General features: G+C 30.3%; 25 protein-coding genes. 23 read left to right on the top strand and 2 right to left on the bottom strand.

The genetic code is table 11. The features are described from left to right. The first annotated feature begins 70 nt into the window (after positions 1-70). From rny to AC0LWJ_RS03270, 11 genes are all read left to right on the top strand, one after another. Positions 71-1597, top strand: coding sequence for a ribonuclease Y (rny, locus tag AC0LWJ_RS03320; RefSeq protein ID WP_474239090.1), 1527 nt, complete (start codon positions 71-73; stop codon positions 1595-1597). Positions 1598-1655: 58 nt separating this feature from the next. Next, a complete protein-coding gene (locus AC0LWJ_RS03315) occupies positions 1656-2435 on the top strand; it encodes a TIGR00282 family metallophosphoesterase (protein WP_474238971.1) in 780 nt (259 codons plus the stop codon). A 79-nt stretch (positions 2436-2514) separates the two neighbouring features. Continuing rightward, positions 2515-2775, top strand: coding sequence for a stage V sporulation protein S (locus AC0LWJ_RS03310; RefSeq protein ID WP_284679049.1), 261 nt, complete (start codon positions 2515-2517; stop codon positions 2773-2775). A gap of 52 nt (positions 2776-2827) precedes the next feature. Beyond that, positions 2828-3661, top strand: a complete 834-nt coding sequence (locus AC0LWJ_RS03305) for a PHP domain-containing protein (protein WP_474238969.1) — start codon at positions 2828-2830, stop codon at positions 3659-3661. Between the two features lie 47 nt (positions 3662-3708). Beyond that, complete coding sequence (locus AC0LWJ_RS03300; protein ID WP_474238968.1) at positions 3709-4899, top strand: pyridoxal phosphate-dependent aminotransferase; 1191 nt, start codon at positions 3709-3711, stop codon at positions 4897-4899. A 15-nt stretch (positions 4900-4914) separates the two neighbouring features. Continuing rightward, positions 4915-6339: an adenylosuccinate lyase gene (gene purB, locus AC0LWJ_RS03295; RefSeq protein ID WP_474238965.1), complete on the top strand. Its 1425-nt coding sequence runs from the start codon at positions 4915-4917 to the stop codon at positions 6337-6339. Between the two features lie 72 nt (positions 6340-6411). Beyond that, positions 6412-7308: an AAA family ATPase gene (locus AC0LWJ_RS03290; RefSeq protein ID WP_284679053.1), complete on the top strand. Its 897-nt coding sequence runs from the start codon at positions 6412-6414 to the stop codon at positions 7306-7308. A gap of 4 nt (positions 7309-7312) precedes the next feature. Next, positions 7313-8605 carry a methionine gamma-lyase family protein gene (locus tag AC0LWJ_RS03285; RefSeq protein WP_474238960.1) on the top strand — a complete coding sequence of 431 codons (1293 nt, stop codon included), beginning with the start codon at positions 7313-7315 and terminating at the stop codon, positions 8603-8605. Positions 8606-8837: 232 nt separating this feature from the next. After that, positions 8838-9092: a hypothetical protein gene (locus AC0LWJ_RS03280; protein WP_474238957.1), complete on the top strand. Its 255-nt coding sequence runs from the start codon at positions 8838-8840 to the stop codon at positions 9090-9092. Positions 9093-9427: 335 nt separating this feature from the next. Further along, a complete protein-coding gene (locus AC0LWJ_RS03275; protein WP_474238955.1) occupies positions 9428-9715 on the top strand; it encodes a type II toxin-antitoxin system Phd/YefM family antitoxin in 288 nt (95 codons plus the stop codon). Further along, positions 9705-10022 (top strand): type II toxin-antitoxin system RelE/ParE family toxin, encoded by a 318-nt coding sequence (locus AC0LWJ_RS03270; protein WP_503031470.1) that lies wholly within the window; start codon positions 9705-9707, stop codon positions 10020-10022. The genes AC0LWJ_RS03275 and AC0LWJ_RS03270 overlap by 11 nt, the downstream gene beginning before the upstream one ends. Positions 10023-10099: 77 nt before the next feature. On the opposite strand, the gene AC0LWJ_RS03265 is transcribed toward AC0LWJ_RS03270, so the two are convergent. Further along, the gene (locus AC0LWJ_RS03265) at positions 10100-11683 is read right to left on the bottom strand and encodes an IS1182 family transposase (protein WP_503031410.1); all 1584 of its coding nucleotides are present in this window, start codon (positions 11681-11683) and stop codon (positions 10100-10102) included. Positions 11684-12456: 773 nt separating this feature from the next. On the opposite strand from AC0LWJ_RS03265, the gene AC0LWJ_RS03260 reads away from it, so the two are divergent. The 6 genes from AC0LWJ_RS03260 to AC0LWJ_RS03235 all read left to right on the top strand — a co-directional run bounded on the left by AC0LWJ_RS03260 (position 12457) and on the right by AC0LWJ_RS03235 (position 16730). Next, positions 12457-13041: an amidase domain-containing protein gene (locus AC0LWJ_RS03260; RefSeq protein ID WP_503031469.1), complete on the top strand. Its 585-nt coding sequence runs from the start codon at positions 12457-12459 to the stop codon at positions 13039-13041. Between the two features lie 25 nt (positions 13042-13066). Next, positions 13067-13762, top strand: coding sequence for a hypothetical protein (locus AC0LWJ_RS03255; protein WP_503031463.1), 696 nt, complete (start codon positions 13067-13069; stop codon positions 13760-13762). A 543-nt stretch (positions 13763-14305) separates the two neighbouring features. Further along, positions 14306-14599 (top strand): hypothetical protein, encoded by a 294-nt coding sequence (locus AC0LWJ_RS03250; protein WP_474240116.1) that lies wholly within the window; start codon positions 14306-14308, stop codon positions 14597-14599. A 55-nt stretch (positions 14600-14654) separates the two neighbouring features. After that, positions 14655-15323, top strand: coding sequence for a DUF5317 domain-containing protein (locus AC0LWJ_RS03245; RefSeq protein WP_474240114.1), 669 nt, complete (start codon positions 14655-14657; stop codon positions 15321-15323). Between the two features lie 243 nt (positions 15324-15566). Continuing rightward, complete coding sequence (locus AC0LWJ_RS03240; protein ID WP_474240112.1) at positions 15567-16109, top strand: sigma-54-dependent transcriptional regulator family protein; 543 nt, start codon at positions 15567-15569, stop codon at positions 16107-16109. Between the two features lie 300 nt (positions 16110-16409). Further along, positions 16410-16730: a hypothetical protein gene (locus tag AC0LWJ_RS03235; protein WP_474240111.1), complete on the top strand. Its 321-nt coding sequence runs from the start codon at positions 16410-16412 to the stop codon at positions 16728-16730. Positions 16731-16780: 50 nt separating this feature from the next. Here AC0LWJ_RS03235 and AC0LWJ_RS03230 read toward each other — a convergent pair whose 3' ends face one another. After that, positions 16781-16978: a hypothetical protein gene (locus AC0LWJ_RS03230; protein WP_474240109.1), complete on the bottom strand. Its 198-nt coding sequence runs from the start codon at positions 16976-16978 to the stop codon at positions 16781-16783. Positions 16979-17291: 313 nt separating this feature from the next. On the opposite strand from AC0LWJ_RS03230, the gene AC0LWJ_RS03225 reads away from it, so the two are divergent. The 6 genes from AC0LWJ_RS03225 (at position 17292) to surE (ending at position 22855) form a co-directional block, all read left to right on the top strand. Then, the gene (locus AC0LWJ_RS03225) at positions 17292-18005 is read left to right on the top strand and encodes a pseudouridine synthase (protein ID WP_474240107.1); all 714 of its coding nucleotides are present in this window, start codon (positions 17292-17294) and stop codon (positions 18003-18005) included. 77 nt (positions 18006-18082) lie between these two features. After that, positions 18083-18916, top strand: coding sequence for a polyamine aminopropyltransferase (gene speE / locus AC0LWJ_RS03220; RefSeq protein WP_474240105.1), 834 nt, complete (start codon positions 18083-18085; stop codon positions 18914-18916). A 4-nt stretch (positions 18917-18920) separates the two neighbouring features. Then, the gene (gene speB, locus AC0LWJ_RS03215) at positions 18921-19787 is read left to right on the top strand and encodes an agmatinase (protein WP_474240103.1); all 867 of its coding nucleotides are present in this window, start codon (positions 18921-18923) and stop codon (positions 19785-19787) included. Between the two features lie 80 nt (positions 19788-19867). Beyond that, positions 19868-21262 carry an oxaloacetate decarboxylase subunit alpha gene (locus AC0LWJ_RS03210; protein WP_474240101.1) on the top strand — a complete coding sequence of 465 codons (1395 nt, stop codon included), beginning with the start codon at positions 19868-19870 and terminating at the stop codon, positions 21260-21262. A gap of 128 nt (positions 21263-21390) precedes the next feature. Next, entirely contained in the window at positions 21391-21948 is a 558-nt protein-coding gene (gene safA, locus AC0LWJ_RS03205) for a SafA/ExsA family spore coat assembly protein (protein WP_503031468.1), read from the top strand. 139 nt (positions 21949-22087) lie between these two features. Further along, positions 22088-22855 (top strand): 5'/3'-nucleotidase SurE, encoded by a 768-nt coding sequence (surE, locus tag AC0LWJ_RS03200; RefSeq protein WP_474239442.1) that lies wholly within the window; start codon positions 22088-22090, stop codon positions 22853-22855. Positions 22856-22911: the final 56 nt, after the last annotated feature.

Genomic DNA, 22911 nt, shown 5'->3' with positions numbered 1-22911 from the left:
AAGAAGTCTAAAATAAAATAAGAAGTATCTACAAAGGAGGTGCAGGCAAATTAACGTTAGTCCATTAATTATAGCAATTATTGCATTAATAGCCGTAGCAATTGGTCTTTCAATAGGGTATTTTATAAGAAAATTCATTGCTGAATCTAAAATAAAAAGTGCTGAAGATTTATCACGCACAATTTTAGAAAATGCTAAAAAAGATGGTGAAAACAAAAAAAGAGAATTGCTACTTGAAGCTAAAGAGGAACTTCACAGACAAAGGTCTGATCTTGAAAAAGAAATAAGAGACCGCAGAGGAGAACTACAAAGATTAGAAAGGCGTTTAATGCAAAGGGAAGAATCCCTTGACAGAAGAGCAGAGATAATTGAACAAAAAGATAGTTCGCTTGAAAAAAAGCAAAAAGAAATAAGTGATTTGGAAAAAAAGATAAGTGAAATGCATCAAAAAGAAGTTGAAGAGTTGGAAAAAATTTCAGAATTAACAAGGGATGAAGCAAGAAATATTTTATTAGATGATGTAAGAAATGAAATCCAACATGACATTGCAATTATGATTAAAACAATGCAGTTGAAAGCAAAAGAAGAAGCTGAGTTAAAAGCAAGAGAAATAGTTGCAACAGCTATTCAAAGATGTGCAGCTGATCATGCAGCAGAAAGTACAGTATCGGTTGTCACACTTCCTAATGATGAAATGAAAGGAAGGATCATTGGTAGAGAGGGTAGAAATATCCGGACACTTGAAACATTAACAGGAATAGATTTGATTATTGATGATACACCTGAAGCTGTAGTTATATCTGGTTTTGATCCGATCAGAAGGGAAATAGCAAGGATAGCACTTGAAAAACTTATTGAAGATGGAAGAATCCATCCTGCAAGAATTGAAGAAATGGTTGAAAAGGCAAAAAGAGAAGTAGAAAATGTAATTATAAAGGCAGGGGAAGAGGCTACCTTTGAAATAGGTATTCATGGACTACATCCTGAGATAATTAAATTATTAGGAAGACTAAAATTCCGTACGAGTTATGGACAGAATGTTCTTAAACATTCAATTGAAGTTGCACATTTGGCAGGACTTATGGCATATGAATTAGGTGCCGATGCGAACATTGCTAAACGTGCAGGTTTGTTACATGACCTTGGTAAAGCAGTTGATCATGAAATTGAAGGTCCCCATGTTATAATAGGGGCTGATTTAGCTAAAAGATATCATGAATCAGAACAGGTTATACATGCTATCATGGCACACCACAATGATGTTGAACCGCAGACAGTTGAAGCAGTTTTGGTGCAATCTGCTGATGCAATATCAGCAGCAAGACCGGGAGCAAGACGAGAGACTCTTGAATCATATTTAAAACGCCTTGATAAATTAGAAGGGATAGCTAATTCGTTTGAAGGTGTAGAGAAATCATTTGCAATACAGGCTGGACGTGAGATAAGAATAATAGTAAAACCAGAAATAGTCAATGATGAATCTGCTATACTATTAGCTCGTGATATAACGAAGAAAATAGAAAATGAATTAGAATATCCTGGTCAAATCAAAGTTACAGTTATAAGAGAAACATTTGCAGTAGATTATGCAAAATAGTTGTAAAAGCGTGCATATGCACGCTTTTACAACATATTAATTTTTACGGAGGTAAATAATGAATGTATTAATTATTGGCGATATAGTAGGCAAACCAGGTAGAAATATATTAAAGGAAAGGCTTTCAGACTTGATTCATGATAATAATATAGATTTTATCATAGCAAATGGGGAAAATGCTGCTGGCGGTAATGGTTTAACCAGGAAGATTGCAGATGAACTATTTGATCTTGGTATATCTGCTTTAACAATGGGTAATCATGTATGGGATCAGAAAGAAATATTTAATTTTATTGATGATGAAAAAAGGATAGTAAGACCGGCTAATTATCTTGAAGGAACTCCCGGTAGAGGTTTTTCATTACTTTCAATTAAGAATATAAAAATTGCATTATTAAATTTACAAGGAATAACCTTCATGCCTTGTAACAGGAACCCATTTTTAGTTGCCGAAAAAGAAGTAGAGTTTCTAAGACAACATACAAAAATTATTATTGTTGATTTTCATGCGGAAGCCACATCAGAAAAAATTGCCTTAGGGTATTTTTTAAACGGCAAAGTTTCTTGTGTTTTTGGAACTCATACACATGTGCAAACCGCTGATGAAAAAATATTATCAGAAGGAACAGCATATATAACAGATATAGGAATGACAGGTCCTTCTGATTCAGTCCTTGGGATGGATAAAGAATCTATAATAAAAAGGTTTACAACCTCTTTGCCTGTTAAATTTGATATTGCAAAGGGGGGTTCACAGATAAATGCTATAGTAATAAAAATTGACGAAACAACTGGAAAATGCAGTCATATTTATAGAATAAATAATATTTACATATAAGTTAAAAATAAAGAAGGATTTTTAATTTTTATGTAGAATATACACTTATAGTAATTGATATAATAAAGGGGGAAAAATAATGGAAGTTTTAAAAGTTTCAGCAAAATCCAATCCAAATTCCGTAGCAGGTGCACTTGCCGGTGTCTTACGTGAGCGCGGAGGAGCAGAAGTACAGGCTATAGGAGCAGGTGCATTAAATCAAGCAATAAAAGCTGTAGCAATAGCAAGAGGATTTGTTGCACCTAGTGGCATAGATTTAATATGTATACCTGCATTTACGGACATTGAAATTGATGGTGAGGAAAGAACAGCTATTAAATTGATTGTTGAGCCAAGATAAGCAACCTGTTAATGCAGGTTGTTTTTATATAATATTATGCGGGGTGAAACTAATGTTTGCAGATTTACATATACATTCAACAGCATCTGATGGTACAAATTCTCCATCAGAAATAGTAAAACTTGCTAAGGAAAAGGGACTTAATACAATATCTTTAACAGATCATGATACCGTTGATGGTATTGAGGAAGCATTAAAAAAAGCAAATGAATTAAATATAGAAATAATTCCTGGCATTGAACTTAATTCTAATGATGGGGAGCAAGAGGTCCATATGTTGGGTTATTTTATTAATTATAAGGATAATAAATTGAAAAGTAGGTTGAAAAAAATTATTGATTCCCGAATAGTTAGGGCTAATACAATAATAGAAAAGTTAAACAATTTAAATATTAGCATAACTATGAAGGATGTATTAGAATTTGCAAATGAAAAATTCATAGGACGTCCTCACATTGCAAGAGCAATGATTAAAAAAAATTATGTAAAAACCGTAAAAGAAGCATTTGAAAAATATATTGGCGAAGGTGGTCCGGCATATGTTCCAAGAACATACCGTTTATATCCTCAAGATTCAATTAAATATATAATTGAGGCAGGAGGGATACCGGTACTTGCACATCCAGTACTCCTCAAGGACAAGAACATAATAAGTAATCTTATGAATAACGGTTTAAAAGGTATTGAAGTATATCATTCAAAACAAAGTTCTGAGGAAAGTAAATATTATTATAAATTTGCATTAGAAAATAACTTGGTAATAACTGGCGGTTCTGATTTTCATGGTATAGAAGTAGATGGAAAAGATTTATTAGGAACTATTAAATTAGATTATAAATATGTAGAGCTTCTTAAAGAATTTTTAAAAAGTATGGAAATAATTTAAATTTTACGTTAAAATATAAGTTATAAAAATATTCGGAGGTGCAATTAATGAATTTATCTGAAAAAGCCATACATATTACTCCATCCCTTACACTTGAAATAACTGCTAAAGCAAATCAATTAAAATCGCAGGGGATTGATGTTATTGGATTTGGAGCTGGTGAACCGGATTTCCAAACACCGGATTATATAAAAGAAGCTGCTATTGAGGCTATTAATAAAGGATTTACAAAATATACTGCTGCATCAGGTATGATAGAATTAAAAGAAGCAATATGTGAAAAATTACAAAAGGATAATGGATTAACTTATGACGTATCACAAATTGTTATTTCAAATGGTGCAAAACATTCAATTTATAATGCATTAACTGCAATTTTAAATCCAGGTGACGAAGTACTTATACCATCTCCTTATTGGCTCAGTTATCCTGAAATGGTAAGGCTTGCAGATGGAAAAGCAATTTTTATTGAAGGTAAAGAGGAAAATAATTTTAAAATTACAGCAAAACAATTTGAAGAATCTATTACACAAAAAACAAAGGCATTGATTTTAAACAGTCCTAATAATCCTACAGGAGCTGTTTATAAAAAAAATGAGCTAAGAAAAATTGCAGATATAGCAGAGAAACATAATATAATAATTATATCTGATGAAATCTATGAAAAACTTATATATGAAGGTAAACATGTCAGTATTGCATCATTTAATGATAAAATAAAAGATTTAACGATCGTTGTAAATGGTATGTCAAAAGCATATGCAATGACTGGCTGGAGAATTGGATATACTGCATCAAACAGTCAAATTGCTGCTGTAATGTCAAATATCCAAAGTCATACAACTTCAAATCCGAATTCTATAGCACAATATGCAAGTATAGCTGCATTAAAAGGCGGTGAGGGAATAATAAAACATATGATTGATGAATTTAATAAAAGAAGAGTATTCATGGTTGATAAAATTAATAAGATTAAAGGTTTAAAATGTCTAATGCCGGATGGAGCTTTTTATATTTTTGTAAATATCAATGAATATATTGGCAAAAATATAAATGGCAAAAATATAAAAAATTCTATTGACTTTGCAAATGTTTTAATTGAAAATGCGAATGTAGCAGTTATTCCGGGTTTACCATTTGGTGCTGACGATTATATAAGATTGTCATATGCTATGTCAATAGAAAATATAGATAAGGGACTAAATAGGATTAATAATTTCTTAAAAAGTATAGATTGAATGGGAGGTAAATCGATGAAGAATATATATAATAATCCATTAGTAACAAGGTACGCAAGTTATGATATGGCGCATATTTTTTCTGAGGATGAGAAATTTAAAACATGGAGAAAACTCTGGATTGCACTTGCTAAAAGCCAGAAGGAATTAGGACTTAATATTTCAGATGAACAAATAACTGAAATGGAAGAGCATATAAATGATATAAATTATGAAGATGCGGTAAGATTTGAAAAAGAGTTAAGGCATGATGTAATGGCACATATACGTGCATATGGTTTACAATGTCCAAAGGCAAAACCCATAATTCATCTTGGAGCCACATCAGCATTTGTAGATGATAATACAGATATAATATTAATGGATAAAGGCTTCAAATTAATCAAGAAAAAATTAATAAAGCTTATAGAGATTTTATCTAAGTTTGCTATTAAATATAAGGATATGCCAACTTTGGGTTTTACTCATTTTCAACCAGCACAGTTAACAACAGTAGGGAAAAGGGCAGCCTTATGGATTCAGGATTTAATTTTGGATTATTATGATTTAAGATATAGACTTGATAATATTACTTTAAGGGGTATAAAGGGAACAACAGGTACACAAGCAAGTTTTATGGAATTATTTAATGGTAATGAAGAAAAAGTTAAGGATTTGGATAATTTGGTAGTTAAAAAAATGGGCTATAATAAATCTTTTGTTATTACTGGACAAACATATACCAGAAAATATGACTTTATGCTTTTATCAGTTTTAAGCGGGATAGCACAAAGTGCACATAAATTTAGTAATGATTTAAGACTTTTACAACATTTAAAAGAAATAGAAGAACCATTTGAAGAAAAACAGGTTGGTTCATCTGCTATGGCATATAAAAGAAACCCTATGAGAAGCGAAAGAATGGCTTCATTATGCCGTTATATTATTGTTACATTGCTGAATACTTCATTAACTGCTTCTGAACAATGGTTTGAAAGAACGCTTGATGATTCAGCAAACAGGCGAATAGTTATACCAGAGATGTTTCTTGCAACAGATGCTGTTTTAAATTTATATATAAACATTGCATCTGGATTAAAAGTTAATGAAAAAATGATTAAAAAACATGTAGTAAATGAACTGCCCTTTATGGCAACGGAAGCAATATTAATGGAGTGTGTATTAAAAGGAGGGGACAGACAGGAAATTCATGAAATTATAAGGATTCTTTCGTTAAAAGCAGCTGAAGAAGTTAAAAATGGAGAAGAAAACAAATTATTAGAATATTTTAAAAATAATGACAAGATAGGTTTATCAGATAAGGAAATAGAAAATTTAGTAAATCCAATAAAATTTATTGGAAGGTCTATAAGCCAAGTAGAAGAATATATCGAGGACGTTGTAAAACCTATTATAAGTAAAAATAAAGTAGAAGATATAAATATAAATATAGAAGTATAAATTTTTTAATAAGCACAATTCATATCTCAATTTCATAAAATATTATAAACTGTATATTGGGATGTGATAATTTTGGGAATCTGGCCTATACACTTTGAAACACTAAAATTAGACAAATCATGTAAAAATGAAAAAAAATTATTAAATGAGAATAAACCTGATATTGATTTGCAAAAGGAAGCATTAAAAGAGTTAAATTCATTAATTGGTTTAAATAAAGTCAAGCAAATAATTAATGAATTATATGCATTTGTTCAATTACAGAATAAGAGGAAGAAAGAAGGTCTTTTAACTTCTCCAATTGTATTACATATGGTATTCAAAGGAAATCCGGGAACTGGTAAAACAACAGTTGCCCGGATCCTTGGTAAATTATTCAAAAGCATTGGTATACTGAAAAAAGGACATGTAGTCGAGGTAGAAAGAGCAGACCTTGTGGGTCAATATATTGGTCATACAGCACACAGAGTACAGGAAAATGTAAAAAAAGCACTTGATGGAATACTATTTGTAGATGAGGCATATTCACTTGCAAGAGGAGGAGAAAAAGATTTTGGCAAAGAGGCTATAGATACCCTTGTTAAAGCAATGGAAGATAATAAAAATAACTTTATTTTGATTTTAGCTGGCTATAGAGATGAGATGGAATATTTTTTAAATACAAATCCGGGTTTAAGATCACGTTTTCCAATACAGATTGATTTTCCCGATTATACAATAGATGAGCTTTTATTGATTGCTGAATTAATGATAAAGAATAGACAGTATGTACTTACAAATACAGCAAAGAAAAAGATAATGAAAGTCCTTATTTACGATAAGGAATCAAGGGAGATGGGAAATGCTAGGCTTGTCAGAAATATTATTGAACGTGCCATACGGAAACATGCAGTTAGAATTATAAACAAGAGAACTACTACAAGAGATGATTTGATGACAATTGATGGAATTGATATAAGAGAGGATTGAAATAATGATAAACAGAAATATTTTAGCAGATGATTTTGGTATATCACAAGATGTTATTTTTTTGTTTAAAAAAGCAGAGAATGATATAAAAACCATGTTTGACTATGTTGATGAAATAGTTGAATATAATCAATATAAAGTTTTATTCAATATGCAAAAAAACAAATTAAGTGATATCCATTTTAACGGAACAACAGGTTATGGATATGATGATATTGGTAGGGATACAATTGAAAGAATATTTGCAGGTATATTTGGAGCTGAAGATGCCTTAGTAAGGTCTCAAATTGTTTCTGGAACACATGCCATAGCATTATGTTTATTTTCAAATTTAAGGCCAGGAGATGAGCTTATTTTTGCCTGTGGAGAACCTTATGATACACTTAAAGAAATAATAGGTGATAACGTTAAAAGTGAAGGTTCACTAATGGATTATGGAATATCATATAAAAAAATATCATTACAGGGTAATGGGAAAATTGATATGGAAGCATTATTAAGTTCAATAACAAATGCTACAAAGATGGTTATGATACAACGGTCAAAGGGATATGACTATCGACAGTCATTATTTATTAATGATATAAATGAAGCAATTACAAATATAAAGAATAGGAATAAGAATATTATTGTTTTTGTTGACAATTGTTATGGAGAATTTACAGAGTTTAATGAACCAACAGAGGTTGGTGCGGATTTGATAGCGGGTTCTCTTATTAAAAATGCTGGTGGTGGAATTGCACCAACAGGTGGATATGTTATTGGTAAAAGAGAACTTGTGGAAAAGGCTGCTTATAAATTATATGCACCAGGAATAGGGAAGAGGGTAGGACCAACACTTGGTATCAACAGATTGATATTGCAAGGATTATTTCTTGCTCCTGATATTGTTGGAAATGCATTGAAGGGTTCGATTTTAATATCAAGGGTCATGGAACTTTTAGGTTATGAAGTTTTACCTAAGTATAATAATAAAAGAACCGATATTGTACAAGCTGTTAAATTTAATGACAAAAATGAATTAATTACATTTATACAGGGAATACAAGAAGGCTCTCCGGTTGATTCATTTGTTGCACCAGAGCCATGGGACATGCCTGGTTATGAAGATAAGGTAATAATGGCTGCCGGAGGATTTATTCAAGGGTCATCTATTGAGCTTAGTGCAGATGCTCCAATAAGAAAACCATATATTGCATATATTCAGGGTGGATTATCATATAGCCAAATCAAGTTGAGTATCATGATTGCTGTTAATAACATGATAAAAAAAGGTTATGTAAAGCTCAATGTGTAAATCAATTAAAATTTTCTTATAAAACAAACTATTATACGCATAAAATTGATATAGAACGACGGATTGCATAAGGATATTATGGTATATTTTTTATGCATTTTTCTTTCTCGAATGGATGAAACACGCTCCGCTTAATATTCAGTAAAATTAAATAATAAAAAGAGAGACGTTGGTAAATATTTAAAAAATTATTTCATTTCTTCTAGTTTCGACACTTCTTTCGGTTTCAAGTTTGAGTTCTGTTTTTGCTATAGGAAGCTATGATTTAAAAAGTAATGAGTTAAAAGCAAAAAATTTGAATAAAAAAATAGTTAAAATTATTGCAGATAATACGAGTGTTTCAGAAAAAGGTTTAAAAATAAAAGACGAAAAAATTTTACATGATAATATAAAAGAATTGGATTTGTTGCCATTGAAAAATTTTATTGAAGCTAAACGTGGCAATTTTAATGGTATAACTATTGAAAAGGCATTATCTTTTAGGTAATATTCAAAATATCATTGTCATAAATAATACTGAATCATAGGATATTCTTTATGCTATTGCTGAAACTGCGGAACTTATAAAAACAAATACGAAATATGTTTATGACATTATAAAAGCTGGTTTGCTTTCAGCATTAAAACTTGGTTCAATGAAGGTTACACGTTTAGCTTTACTTGAATTTTTAAAAAATATGAAGGTTATAACCTGACTGACACATTCACTATTAAGCCATTAGAACAACTTAATGAGGAAAAATAACTTTTATAGCTTTATTGATGTTTTAGCATAATTATGATAAAATTATGCTAAAACATCAATAAAGGGGTGATAGTTGTATGCCACATATTAGACCAGTATCGGATTTGAGAAATAATTTTGCCGATATTTCAAGGATAGTACATGAAACTGACGAACCAGTATTCTTGACTAAAAATGGTTATGGGGATATGGTTGTAATGAGCATGGAAGCTTATGAACGGAAACTGTTTAAAAGTGAAATTTACTTTAAGCTGAAGGAAGCGGAACTGGAAGTAAAATCAACTGATAAACGTTTTTCCCATGAAGAAGTATTTAATGAATTAAGGACAAGGTTAACGAATAAAGTGGAATCTGATGAAGTATGAAATTAGATACCTGCCTTTGGCAAGTAAAGATTTATCTAATATTGTATCTTATATTGCAGATGAGTTAAAAGCACCAAAGGCAGCAACGGATTTAATTGATGCATTGGATACTTCAATATCAAGACTTGCACAATTTCCGTATTCATGCAGGGTATATTATCCTGAAAAATCCCTTGAAAATGAATATAGAGTATTACCTGTAAAAAACTATTTAGGAGTCCACTCGAAAATAACTTATCTGCCGGTTAAGAATTTTTATCATCGCATAAATTATCAGAATAATCTCTATTCAAAGAAATATATATGATTTTGTTATTGATTTTAATATGTATATTATGGCTTTATTGACCTGTTATTGCTATTTTTAATATCCTTAACCATTCTTTAAGCCGTTTTTGGGCAGACTTCCACCTTCTTAATTTGTCTATTACAAATTTTAGAAATATGTTTCGTTATTATTTTGATATTATTGTTTATTGCTACCATTATCATTTGCCATCTTATTTTTAATTTTCCTCTATACCTTCCTTTACGTCCGCCATGCCTGGTAAGTTCTGATATGTTTCTTTCTACATTCGGTCTTTTTGCATAGTCTTCTTTAAATTCATCTGTTTTTTGATATTCCCTTTGTTCTTGTATTTCTTTTTCATACGGATGTATATTTATTGTTCTCCCTTTTTTTGATTTTGTACATTGGTCTTTTAGCGGACAATCATTACACTCTTCTGCTCTAAATTTCACTGTAACTTGCTCATGTTTTTGTGTTTTTTCAGTATCAAATTGTTTTATATGTCCATTGGGACATTCTACTGTTCCTTTTTCTAAATCAATTTTGAATTCTTCTTTTGAAAATCCTCCACTTGGATTTGTTGCTTCCGGCACTCTAATGCAAAAATCTGTTCCTTCTTCTTTCCTTTTTTCTATTTCTTCAAAGTCACTATATGCACAATCTCCATACAGTTTATCTATATCAACGCCGTTTCTTCGGCTTTGTTCTATAAGATCACTCATATGTTCTCCATCTGCTATATTTGCTCCATCAACTTCTATTCCTACTACTACTGAGCCTTTTTCTCCTCCTGTTATAATTTCAGCTTTGTATCCATCTGATAATTTCGATGAGGTCTTTCTTCCATGGCGCATTTCATCATCTACTACTGATATTATTCTGTCTTTTGCTGTTCCTTTTATCATTTTTACATGCCCGTCGTTTGTTATTTCAACATCTTGTAATGCTACTCTTTCTAATAATTCAATTGCTTTTTTTAAATCATCTTTTATATCTTTTTTTGTTTTTATATTTTCTACGAGTGATAGTGCATCTTTAACAAGTTCTTCGAGTAATTTTGCTTTTTCTTTTTCGTTTTCCCATGCTATTTTGGGTTTTTTGATATTTTCTTTATAATCTGTTCTTTTCAGTATTTTTTTCGATTCATCTTCCATTTCGTAAAACTTCATGAAACGGAGAACCATCTTTATCCCTTGGTATATCATAGTGTAAGTATCTTGTCTGGCACAGGAACCCCAAATCATGAATGAATCTATTATGTGTAAGTTGTCTTTATCAAACAGTCCTACTTCTTTTGCCTGACTAATTGTTTTAATGAATATTTCTTTTCCTATTTCGCTGTTAAACAGTCTTTTTCTATGATCACATAATGTTACTGCATCTATTCCATCAAAATCCCGTGGTGCGGTTAATGCATATTTAATTCTGTCATCGAATCGTGATTCTTCTTCCATTTCACGATCAGAATATCCTTTTTCAAATTGTATCAGCATCGCTGTAAATGTATATACCGGAGATATGGATTCTCTGCCATAGTATGAGAAAAGTGGCTGAAACATTTCTTCATTAAGATTATTAAATACCCATGTTCTTAATCTATGATAATAACTATCTTCAGAAATTTTTCCAAGTAACCAATAATCTGAAAATGACATTTGTCTGTCTGCTTTTCCTAACATTTTTATCACCACATTTTTCTTATTATATTATTTATATTATATCATAAAAATAGCTCTTAAGTGCTTATTTCATATGTGTTCAGGAGTATTTTTTATTGTAAATTATATGGTTTTCAATAACATATTTGTTAATTTGTGATTGATGATTTCGAGTGGACTCTTAGTGTTCTATGTGGTTAAAGAACAGGTTGTTGAGATTTACAGGGTTATATATGCTAAAATGGATTTAAGCAAAGTCATAAAATGACATAAACGATACTATAAAAAATATAAACCAAAGAGTTAAACATGTGATACGAAAGTGATACACAAAATTCCTGAAGCCATAATTTTTTAATGAAAATAAACATCATCCTTTGACAGGATCACGATAAACAAAAACTAGTAGTGAGTAGTGAGTAGTGAGTAGTGAGTAGTGAGTAGCCCACCCTTAATGCTGCAAAATAGAAAGGGCAAGCAGTATAAAGGTCGGGCTATTTTTAAAATTAAAATATAGAGATTTTTATGAAAAAATACATAAAGATTATTGTAAATGGAAGGAAAATCGAGTAAAATAAAGTAAGAATGAGATAATTCAAAAAAAAAAAAAAAAAAAAAAACAGTGATAAATGAGCAAATATAGTAAAATATCAGTGTTGCACTATATATAAATAAGTATTACTATATTAATGAAAGATCTTTCATGTAAAATCACATAAATTCTTATCATAAAAAAGCAATTTTATTAAAACAATCCATAAAAATACAAAGGAAAGGATAGATGAGTTTTGAGAGTGAAACGATTTTATTTAATTTTCCTGTTAGCATTAATTTTTATAATAGGTAATGACAGCAATATCTTAGCATATGATAATATTAATGCTGCAATATATGCAGATAACTGGGCATTAAGTAGAAATTCAAAATACCCTAATTTTAGTTCTGATTGTACGAATTTCGTATCACAGGCTTTACACGAAGGAGGTAAAATCTCATTTGATTATGCGGGTGGATGGTTTTGCTATAAAAATTGGTATGGAGGATTCAGTTATGGGAAACCATGGAGTGTAGCAGTTTACCATCAGATTTGGCTTATTGAAAATGAGGGTGGTACTATAGTAGGGATGTGGGGACCGACGCAACAAGGAGATATTAATTATTCTTTAAGATTTGGTGATGTTTTAATATATGATTGGGGAACAGGAGAAGGATGGTCTCATGCTGCTATAGTAACTGATTATGGGCAAGATCCACATTCGCCGCACTATGGAGATTTACAAGATCAACATACTACAGACAGAAAATGGGCAATATGGCATTTAAAGCCTTATAATAAATATTCGTCAACAACAACTATTATGGCTATAAGACCTAAATAAAATGTATAGAAAAGGCGGTGAAAACATGAAAGAAAGATTAGTTTCAAGGTCGAGTATTCTTATAAGTCTGGCAATATTGCTTATAATAGGATTTGCGATATTAACAATTTTAGGATTTCAAGACAAAGCCAAATATAATGATATAAACAAAATTAAGAGAGTTATAATGGAAGCCGAGGATATGGAAAATACAATATATCTTTTACCAGAAGCATATAACTCGTCACCGGAAGTTGAGGTACCAAATGAGGTTATAGATTCAATGAACAAAAAAGTAATATCAGAATGCCAGAAATATTACAGTGCTAAATCCGGTTTGCTTGCTGATAGAATAAAAGTTTTACAAATGGCTGTTGATGCACAGGCTAAAGACAAAGAAAGTAGAGTTGTGAAAAACATAAATAAAAGTATAAAATTTATTGATCTAAATATTAATGGTGATACAGCAACAGTAATTGCAGATATTTCTGGACAGGCTACGATAATTTCGCTTGTGCCACAAGGTGTTGATATAAATAAATATAAGACCAGTAATAAAAAAGAAGAAATTAAACCAGAAATGAAAGCAAAAATGGAAGAAGACATAAAGAATGCTCCTAAAAAATTAGTAACAAATAGTCCTGAGGGAACAATGAGATTTTATTATAATTTGGCTAAAGAAGATGGGGTATGGAAAATAACTTCAAGAAAAGGTGATTTTTTACCAGGTCAGGGACCATAAAACAAATTAATTTAAGAGAGTAGATAGATAGTAGCCCACCCTTGATGCTGCAAAATAAAAGGCAAGCAGTATAAAGAATGGGCTATTTTAAAAATTAAAAAATACATAAAGATTATTGTAAATGGCAGGAAAATCGAGTAAAATAAAGGAAACTTGAGATAATTCAAAAAAAAAAAAAAAAAAACGGTTTAAAATAGGAAAATATGGTGTTATTTAAGGTTTGCACAAAATAAAAATAAATGTTACTCTATTTTTGGAAAATCTTTCAATGGAAAACATTATGAAAAATCAGTCAACTGAGGAAAATTAAAAAAGGAGAGGAGGGAGTAAAAGAATAACATAAAATGACAGAAAACGTACGCTCCGTTTAATGTTTGAAAAAATAAAGAAAAATAAAGGAGATGATTGAATATGAATAAAAAGTTTGCTATTCTTATTCTCTCAATGGTTTTTACCTTTACAGTAATTTCACCATCTTTTGCAGCCGTAAATCAACAATCTGTAGTTGATGATCAAGTCGACCACTTCTCTCCAAACCTTAACATGGCCACGGAGAAAGATGTTTCTGGTGTAGTTGTTACTCCACAATCAAAAGGAAGTATTACGATAAAGTTGATTCGAAAAGCCATTGAGAAAGTTTATCCTAAGCTTCCATATTGGTTCAAAAGATATATTCCGATTGATACAGCAGTTAAAGCTATTGATCATTATCTTGGTATAGAGGGTGAAATTGAAAATGCAATTTATAAGGGAATAAGAGATGTTGCACCATCATGGGTGCCTAATTCGGCAGTCTGGTTTGTAACAAAGACAATAACTCTTGTATTGCCGATATAAATAAAATTTAATGTAAAATGATTGGAGTTATGATTAAAAGTCTATGCTTGTTCTTATGAAGCTAATAAATAAGAGCGTGATAAAAGAGAATTATGCATGGGCTTTATTTCTTCATACATGGAAAGGGGAAAGAAGATTAGTTATGGGATTAGTTATTTTTATTTTGGAAGCACTCTTTACAAAAATATTTTTAGGAGGCAGTTTTAAAAACTTGTTTGATCAAGTGTTAAATCTAAAAGGTATATGGAAATATGCTGTACCTGCTATAATAATCATTTGGCTCTTAGAAACGCTGTATCCTATTGTAAATATTCCTATATTTATTAAGGCTGTTGCTTTTACTATCAGCCAAATTTTATTACTTCTTTTCTTTTGGGATAACCGCAAGAACGTGCAAATGTTTATTATTGGCATCGGTGAATTTCTCAATTTTCTTGTTGTTGCTGCTAACGGGTTTTACATGCCGGTTGAAGTAAAGTACCTCTTGGGAGATCCACGATTATCACATTTCTACCAAGAAATTATGGATAAATCGGATTACATACACTCCCTTGTAACAGAAGACACGCATTTATATTTTCTTGCCGATGTTATCTATATTCCTGGTTTTTTATGGTTTTCTCCAAGTATAGTAAGTATCGGAGATATCATAAAGGTATTGGGGACGTTATTCCTCATTCCGAAACTAATGTTAAAGAAAAGCATAAGCATAAGTAATAAGTAGCCCACCATAAATGCTGCAAAATAAAATGCATATCTTTTTAAGCAAAGGGGACGGTTCCCTTTGTCTAAAATATAAAAAGCCCGGACAGAAAGCACTGTCCGGGCTTTTTATATTTTAAATAAAAGGGATCGACATTTTTCTTTGATACAACATTACAGAAATATTACAATTTGGCAATCAAAGAAGGAATTTAGAGGTTAATGGAGAAATATTACAATAAGGAACATATTATGGAGGGAAAATATGGACAGGATTATAAAGTTTGAGACACATAAGGGTCTATTTGAACAGTCGTGGGGGAGATGTTTAAAAAGGGGCTTAACACCGAATAAAAAGTTAGTGGCGTTGAATAATGTAAAAATTGTTGAAGATAGCAAAAGATATTCATTAATTAAAGCTTTTCGCAAAAGCATTAAAGATTTGAGAGATATTAATGATTTTAGAAACTTTATATTTTTGTTAACTGATAAAGAAGGTGTAATACTGGAATTAGACTTACCCCATGCCGATATCGATTTTTACTTAAAAAAGGGTATGGTATTGAAAGAAGAAATTGCAGGTACAAATGCAGTATCGCTGGCGATAAGAGAGGAGAATATAGTGGTTGTAAGAAAAGAACAGCACTATATTGAAGATTTAAAAAGGTTAAATTGTACTGCTGGACCTATTTTTGATAAAGAAGGAAATTGTAATATAAAGTATCACAAAAGGAAAATTTTCAAACTATTGGGGACAAGGAATGTGAAGGACTGCATATACAAGGCAACAAAGTTAGATTTAATATGAGTTTTTATTGTTATTACATTACTAAATAAGGGACAAAAATGTTAGAATGTACTTTAGTACAAATTTTAAAGGGGAGAAACTCGGTTTTTATACTAAAGTGCAAAAGTAAAGGCTATTTTAGTGAAAATTTATACTTTTGGTCAATTGACAAGATGCTGGAAATAAGATACCATGGATATAGAAGGAACTACCGGTAGTCATTAGAATTATTAGGAAAGGGGTGAAAGTGTTAAGAGAGGGAAGGAATTTGAGAAATGCTTTTTGCTTACGACTAATTTTAAGGTAGGAGGATGGAATTAAATGAAAAGGATAGTGACAGTATTACTTACTTTGATATTAATATTTTCAACAACAGTTGTATTTGGAGCGACGGATAATTTTAGACCAAAAGTAAAATGGAGGGGAATGACTTACAAAATTTCAAGAGGATATTTAGAGATGGATAATGTTTTAAATAATTGTAGCATAGAAATAACCAATAATAAAATTTTTGGTTATTTTGAGCTGAGCAATACTTATGTTTCTTTTTCAGCTGAATACAAAAGTAGTATCATACATCAGAAATCAAGTTTTTACACTTATGAGGGGAAAGCTATTGAGTCAAAAGGGGACGTACCTTAATTGTCAACATTTTGATATAATGCTTATAGTAATCCAATTGCTCCTTCAATTTACTGAATTGAAAAGCCTTCTTTCTCTTTTAGCTGTTTAATAATTTTGTTTCGCTCTGATTTTGGCAATAATCCAATCTCCTTTGGTTCTTTGCAATCTATCAATTTTATAATTCTTTGTCGTATATATTCATCGTTTTTACCAATTTTATCGTTAACTTCATAATATCCCTTTTCTATGTTTATGATAGTTTTCAAACGTCTTTCTATCCATTCTGCTAAAGCTGCTACATTTTTATTAATCCTAAATCTTTATCTCCTTATAAACTGGCAATGTTGAGTAAAGGTTTGACTCATGTTTATGTTACACTAAAATTTATATATTACACTAAATAAAAATTATTTTGTGATCATGTATTTAAGTCTAATAATAAATATATTATCTAAAATTAATTAAATATTATGAATTACATATTATTATGGCAAAAAATACCTAAAGATATTGATATAATTAAAATAAAATGTTATATTATTAATTATAAGACATATTAATTCTAATAGGGTGAAATAAATGGAAAGACTGCAAAAATTCCTTGCTGAATGTGGAATAGGTTCAAGGAGAAAATGTGAACAATTTATAAGGGATGGGTTTGTAAAGGTAAATGGTAAAATTGTAAAAGAACTTGGAATTAAAGTAGAACCTCTTGAAGATAAAGTAGAATATAATAATAAAATTGTTAAGAAATCAGAAAAATTAATTTATATTATGCTAAATAAGCCGACGGGATATGTTACAACTGTAAAAGATCAATTTAACAGAGCTTCTGTTTTAGATCTAATTGATATTAAAGAGAGAATATATCCTGTAGGAAGGCTTGATTATAATACATCAGGTCTTCTTTTATTAACAAATGATGGTGCACTTACTTATAAGTTAACACATCCTAAACATGAAGTTTTAAAAACATATATAGCTGAAATAAAAAGTATACCATCTGATATAGAATTAGAGGAATTAAGAAATGGTATAATAATTGATAATTTTAAAACTTCAAAAGCAAAAATAAAAATATTAAAGATAAAAGATAATACAAGTATTGTTGAAGTGCAAATACATGAAGGGCGTAACAGACAGATAAGAAAAATGTTTGATTATATCAAACATACTGTTATTAAACTTAAAAGAGAGAAAATAGGTGAAATAGGTCTTGGAAAATTAAAAATAGGACATTGTAGATATTTAAACGATAAAGAAATAAACTATTTGAAAAAATTATGTTTATAATTAATTCTATAAATCCAAATAAAATTAAAAGTTTAACTTTATAATAAAAAACAAATAAATCGGAGGTATAGTATAATATGGATTTGTGGTTTACAGAAAATCATGCAAATAATATTAAATATTCACTTAAAGTTAATAAAACATTGAATATCGAAAAGACAGATTATCAGGATTTAGCTGTCATAGAAACAGAACAATATGGTAGAATACTTGTTTTGGATGGTATTTTACAAACTACAGAAAAAGACGAATTTGTTTATCATGAGATGATAGTACATGTACCACTATTTACACATAAAAATCCCCGTAGTGTTTTGATAGTTGGTGGTGGTGATGGTGGTGCAATAAAAGAAATATTAAAGCATAACTCTGTTGAAAGGATAGTTCTTGCAGAAATAGATAGAAAAGTAGTAGAGAATGCAAAAAAATATCTTCAGAATATTAGTTATGGGCTTGATAATGATAAAGTAGAAATTATGATTGGCGATGGAATAAAATATGTCAATGAACATAAAAATGAATTTGATATTGTAATCGTAGATTCTACAGATCCCATAGGTCCTGCAGTAGGTCTTTTTACAATTGACTTCTATAAGTCTGTTTATGAATGTTTGAAAGATGATGGTATAATCGTTGCACAAACAGAATCGCCATTTATATATGGAAATTTGATTAACAAATTAAGCAAAATGTTTAAACAGATTTATCCTATTACAAAACCATATATATGTACAATACCTACATATCCTGGTAGTTTATGGACATTTACAATGGGATCAAAAAAATATGACCCTGAAAATATAGATACGAATATTATACCTAAAATTGATACAAAATATTATACACCACAAATACATAAAGCCGCTTTTATATTGCCGAAATTTGTTAAAGATATATTTGAAGAGGTGTAATATATTGATTAACAAGGATAATTTTGCAAATAATAACAAGTATTTATGCAGCAATAATGACTATGAGAATTCTTCCATAGTCATTATTGGAGCACCAATGGATTATACAGTAAGTTTTAAACCAGGAACAAGATTCGGACCACAAGCAATAAGAGCAGCATCACTCAGCTTAGAGGCTTATAGTGTTTATATGAACAGAAATTTACATGACAAAAAATATTGTGATTTAGGTGATCTAACTTTACCTTTTGGTAATGTTGAAAAAAGTTTGAAAATTATTGGTGATGCTGCTAAAGAAATTATACAAGATGATAAAAAACCTCTCTTTTTAGGAGGAGAACATTTAATAAGTGCACCAATAATAAAAGAAGTTAATAATAAATATGGAGAAGAATTAGTAGTCTTACATTTTGATGCACATACGGATTTAAGAACAAAATATTTTGATGAGGAAAATTCTCATGCGACTGTTATAAGAAAGGCTGCAAAATTTTTGAATAATAAAAATATCTATCATTTTGGTATACGATCGGGTATTAAGGAAGAGTATGAATTTGCTTGGAAAAACACCAATATGTTTTTATTCGAGGTAATTGAACCATTAAAAATGGTTTTAAATGATATCAAAAATAAGCCTATTTATATTACATTTGATATAGATGTACTTGACCCTGCCTATGCACCTGGAACAGGAACACCAGAACCCGGCGGCATCACTTCAAAAGAGGCACTTGAAGCAATCCATATCTTGAAGGATATGAATGTTGTTGGAATGGATCTTGTAGAAGTTTCGCCTGATTATGATCATTCTGGAATAACATCTATTCTTGCAGCAAAATTAATAAGGGAAGCAATTTTATCATTTTTATAACTTTTCCAATAGTCTTTTAAATAGCCTTTTAATTTATTAAAAAGCTTTATAGAAAAAACTATTTCATAAGGAGGATTTTTATGCCCAAGATTAAAATAACTGAAACGGTATTAAGAGATGCACATCAATCGCTTTTAGCGACAAGAATGACTACTGATGAAATGCTTCCTATAGCTGAAAAACTTGACTCTGTCGGATATCATTCAATAGAAGCATGGGGCGGTGCTACATTTGACGCATGTATGAGATATCTTAACGAAGACCCATGGGAAAGGTTAAGAGCTTTAAAAAAGGTTTTTAAAAAAACACCAATACAAATGCTGCTGCGGGGTCAAAATATTTTAGGGTATAAACATTATCCGGATGATATTGTTACAGAATTTATAATGAAATCAGTTGAAAATGGTATTAGTATAATAAGAATTTTTGATGCTCTAAATGATATTAGAAATTTAGAAACATCTATCACAGCTACAAAAAAGGCCGGTGCACATGCACAGGCAGCAATTGTCTATACAATAAGTCCTGTACATAATATTAAACAATATTTGAAAATATCAAGAGATTTATGTGATATGGGTGCAGATTCAATTTGTATAAAAGATATGGCAGGTATTCTAACACCATACAATGCATATAACCTTATAAAATCACTAAAACAAGAAATTAATATACCTATACAACTTCATAGTCATTATACAAGTGGTATGGCAGGTATGGCATATTTGAAAGCTATTGAAGCAGGTGTTGATATAATTGATACTGCAATATCTCCTTTAGCATTAGGAACATCTCAGCCAGCAACAGAAACAATGGTAACTGTTTTAAAAAATACTCAATATGACACTGAGCTTGACCTTAAAGTTTTATCTGAAATTGCAGAATATTTCAAGGGCATAAAGAAAAAACATACAAAAGATAAGGATATGTCTTTATTAATGTGTATTGATACTGATGTCCTTAATTATCAAATACCGGGTGGTATGCTTTCAAATTTGATATCTCAATTAAAACAACAAAATGCGCTGGATAAGTTTCAAGAGGTATTAAAAGAAGTGCCGAGTGTAAGAAAAGACCTTGGATATCCTCCACTCGTTACACCTATGAGTCAAATAGTTGGTACACAAGCTGTATTAAATGTCATCACAGGTGAAAGATATAAAATAATTCCAAAAGAAGTAAAAGATTATGTTAAAGGTCTTTATGGAAGGTCACCTGCACAAATATCAGAAAAGTTAAAGGATAAAATTATAGGAGACGATGAAGTAATTATTGCAAGACCTGCAGATTTTTTATATCCCCAACTTAAAAATATAAAAAATGAAATAAAAGAATACTATGAACAAGAAGAAGATGTTTTGTCATATGCTTTGTTTCCGCAAGTTGCAATGAGATATTTTGAATATAGAAGAGCTAAAAAATATAAAATAGACGGATCTCTTGTAAATATGGAAGATAAAACATATCCAGTTTAAATAGTAATAATAAAAAACATCAGGATAAATTATAACATTCCCTGATGTTTTTTATTTGTTATATATTTTGTAACATTATTTTTTATATGTCATAACATGTAGTAGAAAACCGAAAAGGGGGTTTTGAAATGGATGGAGAATATCAAAATCGTCATCATATACCATGTAAAACAATGTATATAGTAAAACCCGGCGATACTATGTGGTCAATAGCCAACATGTATGGCATACCTCTTGATTGCCTGATAAAAGCAAATCCGCAAATACCGAATCCAAACTTAATCTATCCGGGGCAACAAATATGCATACCGGCACATTGTCCACCTGTTGGTCCATGTAAAACAGTATATATAGTAAAACCCGGCGATACTATGTGGTCAATAGCCAACATGTATGGCATACCTCTTGATTGCCTGATAAAAGCAAATCCGCAAATACCGAATCCAAACTTAATCTATCCGGGGCAACAAATATGCATACCGACACATTATCCACCTGTTGGTCCATGTAAAACAGTATATATAGTAAAACCCGGCGACACTATGTGGTCAATAGCCAACATGTATGGCATACCACTTGATTATCTGATAAAAGCAAATCCACAAATACCGGATCCAAACTTAATCTATCCGGGGCAACAGATATATATACCAAATTATCCACCAATAGATCCACCAATTTCTTAGTTTAACAAGATATTTATAAGATACTGGAGTTTCCTAGTATCTTATAAATATTATATATTTTACTCCTTGCTTATATATAGATTTTATATTAAAATCAAATTGATTGTAAAAGATAAAGTTTAAATTAGCTCTTGGGAGGATATCACAAATGAATATTTTATTGACAAATGATGATGGGGTGAATGCATTAGGAATAAATAAATTAGCAGATTTCTTAAAAAATTATTATAATACCATTGTTGTAGCTCCTGAAAGAGAAAGAAGCGCTGTAAGTCATGCAATAACATTACATAAACCTTTAAGATTAACAAATATCCGAAAGGAAAGTAATATAGAAATATATTATGTTAATGGAACACCCTCTGATTGTATAAAATTAGCTATAGATGTGGTTTTAGACAACAAGCCGGATATAGTAATTTCGGGTATTAATTGGGGTTTAAATCTTGGAACTGATATTTTGTATTCTGGTACTGTTTCTGCTGCAATAGAAGCTGCCATAAATGGAATTCCTTCAATGGCTGTTTCACTTGAAGAAGATGCGGATTTAAATGATAAAACAATATATATTTTCATAAAAAATTTAATTGAGGAAACAATACAAAAGGGATTACCAAAACATACCTTATTAAATGTAAATATACCCAAAAAAATCAAAAATGATAAAGGTATAAAAATTACATCACTTGGACTAATAAATTATGTTGAAAATTTCACAAAAAGAATTGACCCTCGTGGAAAAGAATATTATTGGATGGCTGGTAAATTATTGGACAATTATAAAGATGAAGGCAGTGATATTGTTTCAGTTAAAAATGGTTATATTTCTATAACTCCAATACATTTTGATTTAACTGAATATACCCTTGCTGAAAAATTGAAAAATTGGAATATAAAAATTAATTAAAAATATACGATATAATTCAATCATAACATGAAAATCGATAACAAATCATTGATTTT

The organism is Aceticella sp. 75b-Ac (assembly GCF_056032965.2).
Note: the sequence above shows the minus strand (reverse complement) of the source record. Positions and strands in the feature narration are given on the sequence as shown.

Excerpts from the sequence above, each read along its gene's own strand:
- AC0LWJ_RS03275 (WP_474238955.1), top strand. The coding sequence starts at position 9,428 with ATGCCACATATTAGACCAGTATCGGATTTGAGAAATAATTTTGCCGAT.
- AC0LWJ_RS03245 (WP_474240114.1), top strand. The coding sequence starts at position 14,655 with ATGAAGCTAATAAATAAGAGCGTGATAAAAGAGAATTATGCATGGGCT.
- AC0LWJ_RS03235 (WP_474240111.1), top strand. The coding sequence starts at position 16,410 with ATGAAAAGGATAGTGACAGTATTACTTACTTTGATATTAATATTTTCA.
- AC0LWJ_RS03310 (WP_284679049.1), top strand. The coding sequence starts at position 2,515 with ATGGAAGTTTTAAAAGTTTCAGCAAAATCCAATCCAAATTCCGTAGCA.
- AC0LWJ_RS03225 (WP_474240107.1), top strand. The coding sequence starts at position 17,292 with ATGGAAAGACTGCAAAAATTCCTTGCTGAATGTGGAATAGGTTCAAGG.
- AC0LWJ_RS03250 (WP_474240116.1), top strand. The coding sequence starts at position 14,306 with ATGGCCACGGAGAAAGATGTTTCTGGTGTAGTTGTTACTCCACAATCA.
- AC0LWJ_RS03265 (WP_503031410.1), bottom strand. The coding sequence starts at position 11,683 with ATGTTAGGAAAAGCAGACAGACAAATGTCATTTTCAGATTATTGGTTA.
- safA (WP_503031468.1), top strand. The coding sequence starts at position 21,391 with ATGGATGGAGAATATCAAAATCGTCATCATATACCATGTAAAACAATG.
- AC0LWJ_RS03210 (WP_474240101.1), top strand. The coding sequence starts at position 19,868 with ATGCCCAAGATTAAAATAACTGAAACGGTATTAAGAGATGCACATCAA.
- AC0LWJ_RS03255 (WP_503031463.1), top strand. The coding sequence starts at position 13,067 with ATGAAAGAAAGATTAGTTTCAAGGTCGAGTATTCTTATAAGTCTGGCA.
- speE (WP_474240105.1), top strand. The coding sequence starts at position 18,083 with ATGGATTTGTGGTTTACAGAAAATCATGCAAATAATATTAAATATTCA.
- AC0LWJ_RS03285 (WP_474238960.1), top strand. The coding sequence starts at position 7,313 with ATGATAAACAGAAATATTTTAGCAGATGATTTTGGTATATCACAAGAT.
- AC0LWJ_RS03240 (WP_474240112.1), top strand. The coding sequence starts at position 15,567 with ATGGACAGGATTATAAAGTTTGAGACACATAAGGGTCTATTTGAACAG.
- AC0LWJ_RS03315 (WP_474238971.1), top strand. The coding sequence starts at position 1,656 with ATGAATGTATTAATTATTGGCGATATAGTAGGCAAACCAGGTAGAAAT.
- purB (WP_474238965.1), top strand. The coding sequence starts at position 4,915 with ATGAAGAATATATATAATAATCCATTAGTAACAAGGTACGCAAGTTAT.
- AC0LWJ_RS03270 (WP_503031470.1), top strand. The coding sequence starts at position 9,705 with ATGAAGTATGAAATTAGATACCTGCCTTTGGCAAGTAAAGATTTATCT.
- AC0LWJ_RS03305 (WP_474238969.1), top strand. The coding sequence starts at position 2,828 with ATGTTTGCAGATTTACATATACATTCAACAGCATCTGATGGTACAAAT.
- AC0LWJ_RS03300 (WP_474238968.1), top strand. The coding sequence starts at position 3,709 with ATGAATTTATCTGAAAAAGCCATACATATTACTCCATCCCTTACACTT.